Genomic DNA, 13,944 nt, shown 5'->3' on the forward strand with positions numbered 1-13,944 from the left:
TTATGACAAGGCAAGAAACCGTTATAAAGATAACGAAGATTACCCGAATCGTCGGCGAAATGAAAAGCCAGTTGGATTTGGATGACGAAATCGAATTTGAAGCACTTGACTCTTCGTGGATGAATATCGGAAAATGGGCGAAAGAGATTTGTCTATATATGGAACAAGCCCCCTCTCCTCTTTTGGCAAACCTTATAACAAATAACGAATTTACCGTTCCTGTCGTAAACTATGTACAAAGTCATAGGCTGGAAATTGATTCTGCATACGTCAAGGTAATTGACTGTTATGCGAACAATATGCAAGCGTTGCTGTCACTTTGCAAAAGGCAAGAAGAGGAGGTGAAAGGCGAATATAAAGATTTGATTGAGCCTTTAGCCAATGAACAGGTGGCTACATTATTACAAAGAGCCATACGCGCAGGTCTCTTGGATGAACACTATCAGCCGATGCCGCAAACGAAGCCGCTGCAACTGAAAGTGATAGCCTATGCTGTATCTACCATCTGCAAACTTCCCAGCACCTACATCCTTTTTGAAAAGCAATGGAAAAGGGAATATGGAAAGCGATTCAGCACTTGGCGTGTTCCAAGATACAATACGGGACTTTACGAAACGACCAAAGCCCTCTACCCGGAAGTTGACTTTACTGAATTTGAGCCAACACATCAGACAGAGACATTCTACACGCCACAGAGTGAAGAAGATATAGCAGTGTTGTATCGAGATTTAGTGAAATACGGATACATCGCACCTGACACTGGCTTGAAAACATTTGTCGGCATTTTCAATAAAAAGACATTCAGCAAGCCGGTAGAATGGATTAAAACGCAACGGCAGTTGTCCTTTTTCGTCTATCAGGCATTTTACAAATTCAACAAGAAGGACTTGTGGATAAAAGGAGAATGTTGTTTCAGCATAAACGGACACACTCCGCACAAAGCTTGTTTTGTATCAGGTTACAGTTGGATTAAGCGAGCCGGATGGTTGGATAGGTATGATGTTAGATTAAAGGCTATCTGTGATAAGTTCAAACACATTGAAAATACGTTCAATGAAGAAACTTCTGATGAACGGCTTATTCATACGAGCAAAGTTGTATTTTACAGTCCGAATAGCGAAGATGAGATACATTCCATGTTCTCTGCCCTACTTGACGGTGGATATATCTCCTCCGACACCACATTTGCCGCATTCAAAGGTATTTTCGATGAAACGGTATTTGAACATCCTATAGTATGGATGAAAACACAGACTTCACTTATGTACTTTGTACATTTGGCCTTTAAGCAACACAATCCCTATGATGTATGGGTAAAGTGCGTAAACTGTTTCCGCTTGCAACGTGATAAAGTACCTAACAGAGAAAGTATGGATAGTAATTTTCGTTTTATAGTCAAAAAAGGATTGATTGACACATACGATATTCAACTAAAAACCATTGCAGATAACTATCTTAGCACTCAAAACAAAAACGCCATCAACGCAAAGGTGGCAAACAACAATACTTAAAATAATGTTTTATGTCAAAGAAATTATCTTTGCACCTCTCTCTTTTTGAAAAGAGCGATGCGAGGTTTCCAATGGACTCCTGCGCAGACCGGTAAAGAAGGGCTATTCCGGTTGGTTGAGCAAGCCCATAAGTCTTACAAAGACGAAGTCACCACACAGCAAAAAAGTTACAGGCGATACGTGCTTGACTTTACCCATTCACATCGGTTTCACGATGCGAATGATGCCTGGAGCAAGAATGAACATCTAAAGAATTACCACACGGTAATAGAGCTTCTGGGGAAGCATGAAATTTTGATTCGCAAACATTTCGACCATGACCTATTGGACGAAAATGGGATCATAAAACTTCTGAACGAATTTTACGCCATTGATCTGTCGGAATCCACTACCGAGTCCGACAACAGCAGTCCGGGGAATCCTATTCAGACCAATCAGAATACCAACATCAAACCTTTACTTGACAGACATACTCTGGACCTCATTGTGCAGCTTGCCAATGAGGTCTGTTTGTTTAAGGAAGTTTTGGATGCAGACAATGTTGCCATTTGTTATGCGGCAGACACATTGCAGACTGTGACTTCAAGAAACAACAGCAAATTGGTTTTATTGTTGGACAAACTGGCTTCACACGATGTGATAACCTATAACTGGCAATCGGTAATTGCCCAAAAACATCTTGTCATCAGTTCTTCAAGGAAGAAATTACTGACCCAACACGATATGTCATCAACCCTCAATCGGATAAAAGACACCACTCCCAACGCCATAGATAAGCAGTTTTTGGCAATCATAGACAAGTATATCACTCTAATCAAAAACAGAGAAGTATAACAAAGGAATAACAAATTGTTGAGAGTTGTATTGAGAATTGTGTTGATACTCAACAATCTCAACATAATCAAGCGAATATACTCATCTACCTTTGCCCTCCGTAATCGATTACTCACGGAGGGCATACCTCCCATTGTCAAATTTAACAGCATCAATCAATGAGACATCGAAGAACGACAAATGAAAATAAGATGCTCTCCAAAATGGAGAACATGATTTCGATGATGGCAACGGAGAAACCTTTTGAACGGCTCCAATCGTTAGAACAAAAGATCAACGAAGTGGATAAAATCCAGACCATCGAGAATTACATTGCACAGTTGAAAGAGCGTATTTGGGCAGTCAAGGAAGTGCTGACTACCGCTGAAGCTTCTGCTTATCTCGGTTTGTCCGAGAGTTATATCTACAAACTCACTTCTCTCAAGCAAATACCACACTACAAGCCAAACGGCAAATTGGTGTATTTCAACAGAAAGGAACTTTGCGAATGGGCAATGAGAAATCAAGTACAAACAATAGGGCAACCTGCTGCTATAACAAGAGAAGAATTATGAATAGAAAAGAAATAGACTTACTACTCTCCCGTATCGAAGGATTGAAATCATTCCTCGAAAACAACTCCTTGGAAAATTTTCAGCAGGAAATCCTGAATGTTGAAAATTACCTGAAACGATTCGGTTCTTTGGCCGAACTGCTATCCCATCTTGAAAATGTGGAAAAGATAGCTTATGCCGCAAAAGAGTTTCTCAATATAGACGAGGTAGCCGCCTATCTACAAGTGTCCAAAGGCTATGTCTATAAGTTAACCATGCAGAAAGAACTTACCGTGTATAAGCCGAATGGAAAAAACATATTCATTCTCAGGGATGACCTGAACCGATGGATAAAGCGCAACCCCTGTTTCTCCAATACAGAAATAGAAAGGCAAGCCAATATCATCGCTTACACATTGGGACAAAAAAGTAAGAACAAACCAACAAAAGGAGGGAAAAAATAATGCAACCTGATATGATACAACCCAACAATTATCGGATAGACGAAGCCAAATATAAGTCTTTATTGAAATATATACGGCTGAGTGTTACCGAAAAATATGAGTTTCCACAGGAAATCGTACAAATAGACGGTGTTACCATTGCCACAATCGGAAATTTCAGTGCTTCCACCGGCAAACCCAAAAGCAAAAAGACATTCAATGTCAGTGCTATTGTCGCATCGGCTCTTTCCGGAAAGGAGATTCTAAAGTACAAAGCAGAACTGCCATCTTGCAAGAATCGAATCCTATACATCGACACAGAACAAAGCAAGTGCCATTGCCACAAAGTGCTTCATCGAATCCTCAAACTGGCAGGATTGCCTACTGACCAGGAAAATGACAACATCCAATTCTTGGTTCTGCGAGAATACACTCCCGACCAAAGGAGAGATATTATACGATGGGCACTCCACGAAGAGCAAAACATCGGGCTCGTAATCATTGACGGCATCCGTGATTTAATCCATGACATAAACAGTCCCAGTGAATCTCTTGACATAATCAATGAACTGATGAGATGGTCAAGCTATTACGAACTGCATATCCACACCGTCTTACATCTAAACAAAGGGGATGACAATACCAGAGGGCATATCGGAACAGAACTGAACAATAAGGCCGAGACTATCCTGCAAATATCAAAAAACAATGAAAATGGAAAAATCAGCGAAGTAAGAGCCATGCACATAAGGGACAGGGAATTTACGCCTTTCGCATTTGAAATCGGAGAAGACTCTCTCCCACACCTGGTAAAAGAACATCAATTCAAAAAGAACAAAATGGACAGACTGGCTTCTTATATAGATATGACCGAGCAGCAACACCGAACCGCCTTGGAAGTAACCTTTGAAGAATGCGCGGAATATGGCTATCAATCTTTGCTTGAAGCTCTTAAAAAGGGATATGAGAGCATTGGGTATTCAAGAGGAAGAAACACATTGGTAAACTTGTGTAAGTTCCTGTTGGAAAATCATGCCATTACAAAAAACGGTCGTACCTACTCCTATAATAGTTCTTTCCATCTCTAAGCAGTATGGTTTAGTTTGTGGGTATATATAAGTAAACCATACTAAAATGAATATAAAAGAAGCGAAACAGATACGGCTCGTGGAATATCTGCGGATAATAGGACATTCTCCGGTCAATGCGCGTGGCTGCCAGTATTGGTACCTCTCCCCATTGCGAGAGGAACGTACCCCCTCGTTCAAGGTCAACGATAATTTGAACGAATGGTACGACTTTGGGCTTTCTGCCGGAGGTGACATCATAGAACTGGGAAAACACCTTTATCGTACTGGCAATGTAAGTATGGTATTGCTCCGCATCAGCGAGAATGCCATTGGCGTACCTTTTCAACAATTACAAAGCCGGAGTGTCCGTCCCTGTCCTATCGAGGAAGAAATGGAAAACGTGGAAGTAAAAGAACTGAGCCACCATGCCCTGTTGTCTTACCTCCGTTCCAGGTATATCAGTGAGAATATCGGCAGGCTTTATTGCAAGGAAATTCATTATGAGCTACGCAAAAGACACTATTTCGCCATAGCCTTTGAAAACAAGACCGGCGGTTACGAGGTGCGCAATCCTTATTATAAAGGATGTATAAAGGGGAAAGACATATCCGTCATCAGGTATAACAAGGATATAATCCAAAATCATGTCTGCGTGTTCGAGGGCTTTATGGACTTCTTGTCTTACCAAGAACTTCATAGAAAAGGAGACTATCATGTCTGCATCGACAGTCCTACCGATTTTCTTGTGATGAACTCAGTCAGTAATCTGAAAAAGTGTCTTGTGGAACTGGAACGGTACACCGCCATCCATTGCTATCTGGATAACGACCTTGCCGGGCGAAAAACAGTCGAAACTATTGCCGGACTTTGTGGCAACCGTGTAACTGACCATTCGGAATGTTATTATAATTACAAAGACCTCAATGACTATCTGAGAGGCAAAAGGCGTTAGTCTTTGTCTTCCCTCTGATAGAAATCTTCCAACCAATGAAAGGCTCTCCCAAATACGGAGGGCTTTTCTTGTTTATTGCCCCGGATAAAACCCGTCAAAGTATGATAATTGAGTATGATTTTAGATTTTCTCGGAATAATGTTTAATATTCAGCCGCTTTTCGCGAGGATATTTCGTAGTATGAAATTATTGTATTTCCTTTGCGTTCATATTTTAATCATATTCTAAAATCAGACTATAAGATATGAAAGCATATTTCATCTTCGCCATTGCGCTGACCGTGGCATACATCATCTACTACGCTGTGATGATAGCAAGAGACCTTTATGGTAAAAACGAAGAAAAGATAAAATCCGGAGAAGAAGAATTTGACGTGAGCGATTTTGACGAGGAAGAAAGCGTCAGCGTGGTGGAGAACGACAAGGGCTTCAATATCGGTGACAACGAGTATGAGACCCACTACATCGATGAGACACAGAATGTATCGGAGGAAACAAATTCCACAGACGAAAAGCCAAAACAGGATGTCATCGAGGCTCTGAACAACAAAGTCAAGGCTAACATGGAAGAGACACAGGTTACCTTCTCCAATCCCTATAACTCTGCGGAGCTGTACAAGCTGATGATTCAAAACGGCATTGGAGAATTGCATCCGGACAGAGGTGTAACCACCAAGAACGTAATTGATGAACTATGACCCGACACAATGGCAAAAGAATACTAAGCGCACTATGTGCGCTGCTCCCTTGTTCCGTCTTCGCTAAAAGCGGCGGCGTGAACTACTCGTGGGGAGCGGATGCGCTGGCTTCCATGCACGACTATGTGGTGACGATGATGCTCTATGTCCAGTATATCATTTACGCGGTTGCAGGAGGTTTTGCGGTCATAGCCGCATTCCAGATATACATCAAGATGAACACGGGCGAGGACGGAATAACCAAGCACATACTCACGCTGGTCGGGGCCTGCCTTTTCATCATAGGTGCAACAATAGTCTTCCCGGCATTTTTCGGCTATCGAATTTAGAAAATCACGAGTGTAAAACAATCAATAAAGTTCAATTAAAACAAGACAAGTATGTTTGAAAAAGTAAAACGATTCGCAAAGAAAATCGCGACTTCAAAGAAAACGCAGATGACCTGCCTGATGGTAATGTGCGGTGTGACCGCTTTGATGGCACAGACTACCGCAGGAGACTACTCGGCCGGAACAGCGGCACTGACCCAAGTGAGCGAGGAAATCGCCAAGTATGTTCCTATCGTGGTGAAACTCTGTTACGCCATTGCCGGTGTGGTAGCCGTAGTGGGTGCGATCTCGGTATATATCGCGATGAACAACGAGGAGCAGGATGTCAAGAAGAAAATCATGATGGTGGTCGGAGCCTGCATCTTCCTTATCGCGGCAGCCCAGGCACTTCCTCTGTTCTTCGGACTCTCCTAAACCGCAGGTATCATGAACGGGAAAGAGGAACACTATCCGGATTATCCATTGTTCAAGGGGCTGCAACGTCCCCTTGAATTTATGGGTATTCAGGGTCGCTACATCTATTGGGCGGCAGCCACGATAGGCATCGCCATTGTCGGCTTCATCATAGCCTACTGTGTGGCAGGATTTATCCTTGCCCTGATTGTCCTGTCCGTCACCGTGACAAGCGGTGTGGGACTGATTCTGTTCAAGCAGCGCAAGGGATTGCACAGCAAACGGCTGGAACGTGGGGTGTTCATCTATGCCTACTCAAAGAAAATGTAACAGAAAACCATTTGACCATGAATGGATATATTGAATGTTGAACGTGGGTGGGCTTGACCTTTCAATAGGTCAGCCTGCCCTTAATTGTAAACAGCCGAATGATTATATATGTTTTCATAGTCTTCATTGCCCTTTGCGTGGGCATGGCCGTGTCGGTCTATGCCTTTGGAACTGGCGGCAAGCGGAAACGCATCTTTCAGGACATCTATTTCTCCGTGGAAGAAGCGGACGGGATGGGTGTGATATATACCAAGACTGGAGAATATTCTGCCGTGCTGAAACTGGAGAACCCGGTACAGAAATATTGCGCCAATATCGACTCTTACTATGAGTTCACGCAACTTTTCACCGCCATTGCCCAAACTTTGGGAGAAGGCTATGCCATACACAAGCAGGATATTTTTATCCGGAAAAAGTTCACGGAAGAGAGTGACGAGAACCGTGAATTTCTCTCCACATCCTATTTCCGTTACTTCAACGGCAGACCTTATACCGACAGCGAATGTTACCTGACTATCACACAGGAAGTCAAGAAAAGCCGTCTGTTTTCTTTTGACGGCAAGAAGTGGCGAGACTTCCTTGTAAAGATACGCAAGGTTCACGACCAACTGCGTGATGCCGGCGTACAGGTGAGATTCCTGAACAGGCAGGAAGTCAATGAATATGTTGACCGCTATTTCGCCATGAACTTCCGTGACAAGGTAGTCTCGATGACTAACTTCAAGGTGAATGATGAATGTATCTCCATGGGAGACAAACGGTGCAAGGTGTATAGCCTTGTGGATGTGGATAACGTGAGCCTGCCGTCTGTCATCCATCCCTACACCAACGTGGAAGTCAACAACAGCAGTATGCCGATGGATCTGGTGTCGGTTGTGTCCGGCATTCCCAATACCGAAGCGGTGGTGTATAACCAGATGATATTCATTCCCAACCAAAAGAGAGAACTGGCCTTGCTTGACAAAAAGAAGAACCGCCATGCGAGTATGCCCAATCCCGGTAATCAAATGGCGGTAGAAGACATCAAGCGTGTGCAGGAGGTGGTGGCAAGGGAAAGCAAGCAACTGGTCTATACGCACTACAATCTTGTAGTAGCCATGTCCGCGGACACCGACCTCCACAAATGCACCAACCATCTGGAAAACCAGTTTTCAAGGATGGGCATCCATATTTCCAAAAGAGCCTACAACCAGTTGGAGCTGTTCGTCAACTCCTTTCCGGGCAACTGTTACGGTATGAATCCCGACTATGACCGTTTCCTTACCTTGGGTGATGCGGCAGCCTGTCTGATGTACAAGGAACGCATCCTGCATAGCGAGAAAACTCCTTTGAAGATATATTACACGGACAGGCAAGGCGTGCCTGTGGCTATCGACATCACAGGAAAAGAGGGCGCGGAGAAATTGACCGACAACAGTAATTTTTTCTGTCTGGGTCCAAGTGGCAGCGGCAAATCCTTCCACATGAACAGCGTTGTGCGCCAGCTTCACGAGCAAGGGACGGACGTGGTAATGGTAGATACCGGTAACTCATACGAGGGATTGTGCGAGTATTTGGGTGGAAAATATATATCTTACACGGAGGAATGCCCGATTACGATGAACCCTTTCCGCATCAACAGGCAGGAATTGAACGTGGAAAAGACAGGCTTCCTGAAAAATCTCGTGCTGCTGATTTGGAAAGGCAGCCAAGGGACGGTCACCAAAACGGAAGACAGGCTGATCGAGCAGGTCATCACCGAATATTACGATACCTACTTCAACGGTTTCGATGGTTTCACCCCACCCCAACGGGAGGATTTGCGCAAAAGCCTTTTGATTGACGAACGAAACAAAAGCGGCAATCGCGCTGAAAGTGAAACGGAACTGAACGCACGGATAGAAACTGTCATAGACGAGATAGAACGCAGGAGAAAGGAACTGAAAGTGGAATCACTGTCATTCAACACATTCTATGAGTTCTCCGTACAACGCATTCCCGACATCTGCAATGAAAACAGTATAACCGGGATAGACATTTCCACCTACCGGTATATGATGAAAGATTTCTATCGAGGTGGCAACCACGACAAGACGCTGAACGAAAACATGGACAGTTCGCTGTTTGATGAGACCTTCATTGTCTTTGAAATCGATTCCATAAAAGATGACCCGCTCCTGTTCCCCTTGGTGACACTCATCATCATGGACGTGTTCCTGCAAAAGATGCGTATCAAGAAGAACCGCAAAGTCCTGGTCATTGAGGAGGCATGGAAAGCCATAGCCAGCCCTCTTATGGCAGAATACATCAAATTCATGTATAAGACCGCCCGAAAGTTCTGGGCTTCAGTGGGCGTGGTCACACAAGAGATTCAGGACATCATCGGGTCTGAGATTGTAAAGGAGGCTATCATCAACAACTCCGATGTGGTAATGCTGCTTGACCAAAGCAAGTTCCGTGAACGCTTTGATACCATCAAGGCTATTCTCGGTCTGACAGACGTGGACTGCAAGAAAATCTTTACCATCAACCGGCTGGAGAATAAAGAGGGGCGTTCGTTCTTTCGTGAGGTCTTTATCCGCCGTGGCACTACCAGCGGTGTGTATGGTGTGGAGGAACCGCATGAGTGTTACATGACCTATACCACGGAACGGGCCGAGAAAGAAGCCTTGAAACTCTACAAGGCTGAACTGCAATGCAGCCACAAGGAAGCCATCGAGCGTTATTGCGCTGACTGGGATGCTTCCGGAATAAGCAAGTCCCTGCCGTTTGCCCAAAAAGTGAATGCTGCCGGGAAGGTATTGAATCTTCATCAACCAAAGACAAAACAACAATGAAACGATTCGCTCTCATAATAATGACAATAGCCACGATTTTCGCCCAACAAGTTCATGCCCAGTATTACAGCGTGAACTTCGATGCGAAAACCGTTGCCGCTATGGTTGCCGCCTACGGTACTGGAACCGTTGCAGAAGCGTATTATGACGAGCAGGTGCAGAATATACTGAAACACTACAAGGCTTCGGAAGTGGCCACTGCCGGAATATTTGCCAGCAAGTTCCTGGAGAGGAAGGCACTCACTGATTTGGGCATCTGGAGCAGTGCCACCGAAAATTACTACTACCGCAGGATTTATCACTTGGTGGCGCACAAGATTATCCCGAAGACATGGATTGTCGCCAAGCTGATGCTCCGTTCTCCACAAACCGCACTCCATTGGTGCAGTTATCTGATGAAAGTGTGCGATGACACCAAATCCCTCTGTATGCAGTTCGAGAGCGTTGTCACCAACAGCACACTGTCTTTCTCCGATATCGCCTTTCTGGAAATCAATGAGGAAATCGCCTCCATCTTAAAACTTTCCGAGATTGGCAACGTGGACTGGCAACGGCTCTTTGATGACATATCCAAAATACCGGGCAACTTCACCAAGGAAAACCTGAAAGCCGATTTGGACAAACTTTACCGGATGGGAGCCGGTCTTGCCACTTCGGGAATCACCAATATCGGGAACGCCTTGTTGCAACAGAACTCGTTTCACGAGCTGATGAACGGGAAGGTCAGCAAGGTCATTGACATCTACGAGCATTACAACGGACTTTTCGAGCAACTGGAGAACAATGCCGGACAGACCATACTGGGTATCGTGGGTAGTGAAGAAAATGTGGCAGGATTGTTCAAGTTCAGCGACTACAACCTCACTTCGTGGATTACCGATTATTTGGACGAAACAGCCGGGAATTACTACACCCAGCGATGGTACATCGCGAGGCGTGACCGTGGCAGTGTCTCCCTCTGCGACTATTATCCCCCGACAGATGACAAGAGCATCCTTGAAGGTGGTGAATGGACCCGCTTCAAGACAAGCTATCCGAACTTCTATCCCAACGCATCGCAAAAGGAACAGGCCCTTTCCAATTCGGAACGCTACGCCGGATGGTCAAGGAACAGAGTGCAACAGCTTAACAACGCCAATGACGGCTTCAGTTACACCATCAATTATTACCAGTCCAGCTATATCATTAAAAAAGGAAAGAAGCAGACCAAGAAGGCATACGCCTACGAAATCCATGTCACGAAAAGCTGGAACAACGAGGAAATAGTCTATGAAGACGTGTTCGATTCCTATTCCATGGATTTGAACACATTCAAGGCACAACTTAATGCACATCTGTCGGAGTTTAACGATAACGAAGACGGCTATGTCTATTATATCGCTTCCGACAGCCGGAACTATTACCAAGCAACCAATGAAGAGAAACTGAAAGGATGCGAGACGGTAACAATCAGTGTCACCTGTTCGGACGGTGCGACACTTGGGCAGGGAACAACCCAGTACAAGTGCCGGAAATGCGGAAAAACGCTGAACGCCCATTCCAAGGAGTGCGCGATGAAGACTACAGCCGAAAGCGAGGAACTGGATTTGTCTGAACTCGATGCCATGCAGCGGGAAGCGGACAACAAGGTTTACGCGCTCCAGTCACAAATATCCGCATTGGAAAAGGAAAACGAATCGCTTATCAAACAGATTGCCAATGCCAGTGTAGAGGATGCCGTTCCTCTCCGTCAGAAATACAATGAGAACAAAACGGAAATAGACAGGTTGAAACCTGAACTTGCCACCTGGCAGCAGAAGCAAGAGGAAATCGCACAAGCAAAGGAAGAAGCCAAAAGCGATAACGATGTGCAGACCGATGACTATTACCGGATACCGGCTATCATGCAAGACTGCAAGACGGCTTACAATATCACTTGGCAGGACAACGGTTCCTGGAACGGCTACACCCATGTCCGAAAAGGCACAATCCCGAATATCAACGGCATCATCACATTCAAGGCGACACTGAAAATCGCCCGAAAGCCCAAATACTTCCTTGGCATCAAGATACACAGGGCTATCCTGCAAATATCGTGGGACTTGACAACGGAGTATTCCGATACCCATGTGGTGGAAGTGATTACACTTGACCCCGATATGAGCGACAAGGAAAAGACGAAACTGGTCAATGACCGCATAGCGGAAATCGCGAAAGAATATCCGAAGTGCAAGATAACGACTGAATACGCCCGTACTGCACCGCAGGAGGACACGAAAACAAACGATATGTATCACCTGCTTTGGTCAAGCGACCGGCTGGAGATAGCCCGTGAAGTGGATTCCCGGCTCACGAAGATTTACGCCGACTTGGTATCATTGGAAAAGATGATGCACTACAGGCGCAGTATCATTGACGTGCTGAAAGATGTTCTGCCACCCGTTGACGATGATCAGGGGCGCAGACTTTCCCTTGTGGAGGAATGTCACGACCGTTGGATGGAAAACGCACGAAACAGAAAGACTAAGGAGGGCAAGCGATGAAAAGAGGCAGGATATATATACTCGGACTGTTGATAATGCTGCTGGCACCCCTGTCCGCAAATGCGCAATGGAGTTTTGATGTGGGGACGGTTGAAGCCTATATCAATGACCACAAGCAACAGCGAAGCCTCTTGCTGGCTCGCTCCACCTTGGAACACAGCAATAAACTGTTGCATGAGTACAGCCGCAAGGAAATGGTGGGTTATAAGGAACTGAACGTGGATCTGGACAAGTACACCAGAGCTTTCGATGTAATTGACGTGATGTACCAGTCCCTGCGCACGGCATTGAATGTACATTCCACCTACAAAGGGGTCAGCGAAAGAATATCCGACTACAAGGCGATGCTTGAAGATTTCAGTGAGAAGGTCATCAAGCGAAAGCACATAGAGTTGGCGGACACGCTGATATTATCCATCAATGCCGGAGCCATACGGATGATAGCCCAGGAAGGAGAATACCTATATAAATCCGTGAGCGATTTGGTTCTGTACGCCACAGGTGCGGCGGCCTGTTCCACTTCGGACTTGCTGATGGTGCTGAACAGCATCAACTGTTCTCTTGACAATATCGAGAAGCATTTGAACCGTGCCTATTTCGAGACCTGGCGGTACATACAGGTTCGTATCGGCTATTGGAAAGAGAAAGTCTATCGTACCAAAACCAAACGGGAACTTATTGACGATGCTTTCGGACGGTGGAGACAATCAGGTAAACAGGATTATTGATAACTAAAAATAGAGAAATTATGAAATGGATTTTTACAACGATGCTGTTCGTGGCAACCATTGCGGCAAACGCCCAATATGTCACCTACAACCACGATTCGCCCAAGATGAACCAAATCACGGTGGAAGAAACCGGAGCCGGTGCGCTCAAACCGGAACTTTATTACACGTTGCTGCACAACAAATACAAGAAAACGGCAGCGGTCAAGAACAAACTCACATTCCGCACGGCGGCAGGCGTGGCTTCCTATCAGCAGGTAGATGAAGCGGAAGCCATAGATTCCGCACTCACAAGCAGAGCCAAGATTGAAGCCTTGAATGTGGCAGACCGACAAGTGGATCTGGCCTGGCTTGCGGAAAAGGACAAGATAGAATCCCAGATGCGGCAGTTTCAGAAGAACATTGACCGCATAATGATGACAGGCGGCTCGCCAAAAGAAAAAGAACGGTGGAACGACTATTACCGTGTCTATCAATGCGCAATCAAGGCAACAAGGGATGCCTATATGCCCAATGCGCAGCGTAAGAAAGAGTATCTGCAAATCTATGCCGATGTCTCCCGGCAAAACGATGTACTGGTGAAATATCTCGTCCAGTTGAGCAACCGCAATGCCACGAAGAATCTCCTTTCGGCAACGGAGAACCGCCAGATAGACAAAAGAAGCATTATCAGCAATGCCATGAGTCGCTGGAACGAATCCCGGTCAGCAGTGCGAGGGTCGCAGAATGATGACGGAAGCGAAGACGGAGACGGTAATGAGAGTGTGAACAGATAAAATTAAATGG

14 protein-coding genes are annotated in these 13,944 nt (G+C 45.2%); all 14 read left to right on the plus strand.

Features of this window, described 5'->3' with window-relative positions:
* Positions 1–2: 2 nt before the first annotated feature.
* The 14 genes from BSCG_RS21610 to BSCG_RS21545 all read left to right on the plus strand — a co-directional run bounded on the left by BSCG_RS21610 (position 3) and on the right by BSCG_RS21545 (position 13,934).
* Positions 3–1,511 (plus strand): hypothetical protein, encoded by a 1,509-nt coding sequence (locus BSCG_RS21610; protein ID WP_008997489.1) that lies wholly within the window; start codon positions 3–5, stop codon positions 1,509–1,511.
* A 57-nt stretch (positions 1,512–1,568) separates the two neighbouring features.
* Complete coding sequence (locus BSCG_RS21605) at positions 1,569–2,345, plus strand: hypothetical protein (RefSeq protein WP_008997488.1); 777 nt, start codon at positions 1,569–1,571, stop codon at positions 2,343–2,345.
* 158 nt (positions 2,346–2,503) lie between these two features.
* Complete coding sequence (locus BSCG_RS21600; protein ID WP_008770792.1) at positions 2,504–2,899, plus strand: helix-turn-helix domain-containing protein; 396 nt, start codon at positions 2,504–2,506, stop codon at positions 2,897–2,899.
* The gene (locus tag BSCG_RS21595) at positions 2,896–3,342 is read left to right on the plus strand and encodes a helix-turn-helix domain-containing protein (RefSeq protein WP_008770791.1); all 447 of its coding nucleotides are present in this window, start codon (positions 2,896–2,898) and stop codon (positions 3,340–3,342) included. Before BSCG_RS21600 ends, BSCG_RS21595 begins: the two co-directional genes overlap by 4 nt.
* Complete coding sequence (locus BSCG_RS21590) at positions 3,342–4,409, plus strand: AAA family ATPase (protein WP_008775137.1); 1,068 nt, start codon at positions 3,342–3,344, stop codon at positions 4,407–4,409. Before BSCG_RS21595 ends, BSCG_RS21590 begins: the two co-directional genes overlap by 1 nt.
* Positions 4,410–4,455: 46 nt before the next feature.
* Positions 4,456–5,343, plus strand: a complete 888-nt coding sequence (locus BSCG_RS21585) for a toprim domain-containing protein (protein ID WP_008775138.1) — start codon at positions 4,456–4,458, stop codon at positions 5,341–5,343.
* Positions 5,344–5,587: 244 nt separating this feature from the next.
* Positions 5,588–6,040 carry a hypothetical protein gene (locus tag BSCG_RS21580; protein WP_008775139.1) on the plus strand — a complete coding sequence of 151 codons (453 nt, stop codon included), beginning with the start codon at positions 5,588–5,590 and terminating at the stop codon, positions 6,038–6,040.
* Positions 6,037–6,369 (plus strand): DUF4134 domain-containing protein, encoded by a 333-nt coding sequence (locus tag BSCG_RS21575; protein WP_008775140.1) that lies wholly within the window; start codon positions 6,037–6,039, stop codon positions 6,367–6,369. The genes BSCG_RS21580 and BSCG_RS21575 overlap by 4 nt, the downstream gene beginning before the upstream one ends.
* A gap of 51 nt (positions 6,370–6,420) precedes the next feature.
* Entirely contained in the window at positions 6,421–6,783 is a 363-nt protein-coding gene (locus BSCG_RS21570; protein ID WP_008770785.1) for a DUF4134 domain-containing protein, read from the plus strand.
* 12 nt (positions 6,784–6,795) lie between these two features.
* The gene (locus BSCG_RS21565; protein WP_008775141.1) at positions 6,796–7,092 is read left to right on the plus strand and encodes a DUF4133 domain-containing protein; all 297 of its coding nucleotides are present in this window, start codon (positions 6,796–6,798) and stop codon (positions 7,090–7,092) included.
* Positions 7,093–7,190: 98 nt separating this feature from the next.
* Positions 7,191–9,908: a helicase HerA domain-containing protein gene (locus tag BSCG_RS21560; RefSeq protein WP_008775142.1), complete on the plus strand. Its 2,718-nt coding sequence runs from the start codon at positions 7,191–7,193 to the stop codon at positions 9,906–9,908.
* On the plus strand, positions 9,905–12,430 hold the full coding sequence (locus BSCG_RS21555) for a hypothetical protein (RefSeq protein ID WP_008775143.1): 2,526 nt from the start codon (positions 9,905–9,907) through the stop codon (positions 12,428–12,430). Before BSCG_RS21560 ends, BSCG_RS21555 begins: the two co-directional genes overlap by 4 nt.
* The gene (locus tag BSCG_RS21550; RefSeq protein WP_008775144.1) at positions 12,427–13,158 is read left to right on the plus strand and encodes a hypothetical protein; all 732 of its coding nucleotides are present in this window, start codon (positions 12,427–12,429) and stop codon (positions 13,156–13,158) included. The genes BSCG_RS21555 and BSCG_RS21550 overlap by 4 nt, the downstream gene beginning before the upstream one ends.
* Positions 13,159–13,178: 20 nt before the next feature.
* The gene (locus BSCG_RS21545; RefSeq protein ID WP_008771400.1) at positions 13,179–13,934 is read left to right on the plus strand and encodes a DUF5045 domain-containing protein; all 756 of its coding nucleotides are present in this window, start codon (positions 13,179–13,181) and stop codon (positions 13,932–13,934) included.
* The last annotated feature ends 10 nt before the right edge of the window (positions 13,935–13,944 follow it).

Origin of the sequence: Bacteroides sp. 2_2_4, from assembly GCF_000157055.1 — a bacterium.
Lineage (GTDB): Bacteria > Bacteroidota > Bacteroidia > Bacteroidales > Bacteroidaceae > Bacteroides > Bacteroides ovatus.

What these genes read in the sequence shown, in the direction of transcription:
- BSCG_RS21610 (WP_008997489.1), top strand. Translation starts at nt 3, where the DNA reads ATGACAAGGCAAGAAACCGTTATAAAGATAACGAAGATTACCCGAATC.
- BSCG_RS21585 (WP_008775138.1), top strand. Translation starts at nt 4,456, where the DNA reads ATGAATATAAAAGAAGCGAAACAGATACGGCTCGTGGAATATCTGCGG.
- BSCG_RS21545 (WP_008771400.1), top strand. Translation starts at nt 13,179, where the DNA reads ATGAAATGGATTTTTACAACGATGCTGTTCGTGGCAACCATTGCGGCA.
- BSCG_RS21575 (WP_008775140.1), top strand. Translation starts at nt 6,037, where the DNA reads ATGACCCGACACAATGGCAAAAGAATACTAAGCGCACTATGTGCGCTG.
- BSCG_RS21595 (WP_008770791.1), top strand. Translation starts at nt 2,896, where the DNA reads ATGAATAGAAAAGAAATAGACTTACTACTCTCCCGTATCGAAGGATTG.
- BSCG_RS21560 (WP_008775142.1), top strand. Translation starts at nt 7,191, where the DNA reads ATGATTATATATGTTTTCATAGTCTTCATTGCCCTTTGCGTGGGCATG.
- BSCG_RS21565 (WP_008775141.1), top strand. Translation starts at nt 6,796, where the DNA reads ATGAACGGGAAAGAGGAACACTATCCGGATTATCCATTGTTCAAGGGG.
- BSCG_RS21605 (WP_008997488.1), top strand. Translation starts at nt 1,569, where the DNA reads ATGCGAGGTTTCCAATGGACTCCTGCGCAGACCGGTAAAGAAGGGCTA.
- BSCG_RS21555 (WP_008775143.1), top strand. Translation starts at nt 9,905, where the DNA reads ATGAAACGATTCGCTCTCATAATAATGACAATAGCCACGATTTTCGCC.
- BSCG_RS21590 (WP_008775137.1), top strand. Translation starts at nt 3,342, where the DNA reads ATGCAACCTGATATGATACAACCCAACAATTATCGGATAGACGAAGCC.
- BSCG_RS21600 (WP_008770792.1), top strand. Translation starts at nt 2,504, where the DNA reads ATGAGACATCGAAGAACGACAAATGAAAATAAGATGCTCTCCAAAATG.
- BSCG_RS21550 (WP_008775144.1), top strand. Translation starts at nt 12,427, where the DNA reads ATGAAAAGAGGCAGGATATATATACTCGGACTGTTGATAATGCTGCTG.
- BSCG_RS21570 (WP_008770785.1), top strand. Translation starts at nt 6,421, where the DNA reads ATGTTTGAAAAAGTAAAACGATTCGCAAAGAAAATCGCGACTTCAAAG.
- BSCG_RS21580 (WP_008775139.1), top strand. Translation starts at nt 5,588, where the DNA reads ATGAAAGCATATTTCATCTTCGCCATTGCGCTGACCGTGGCATACATC.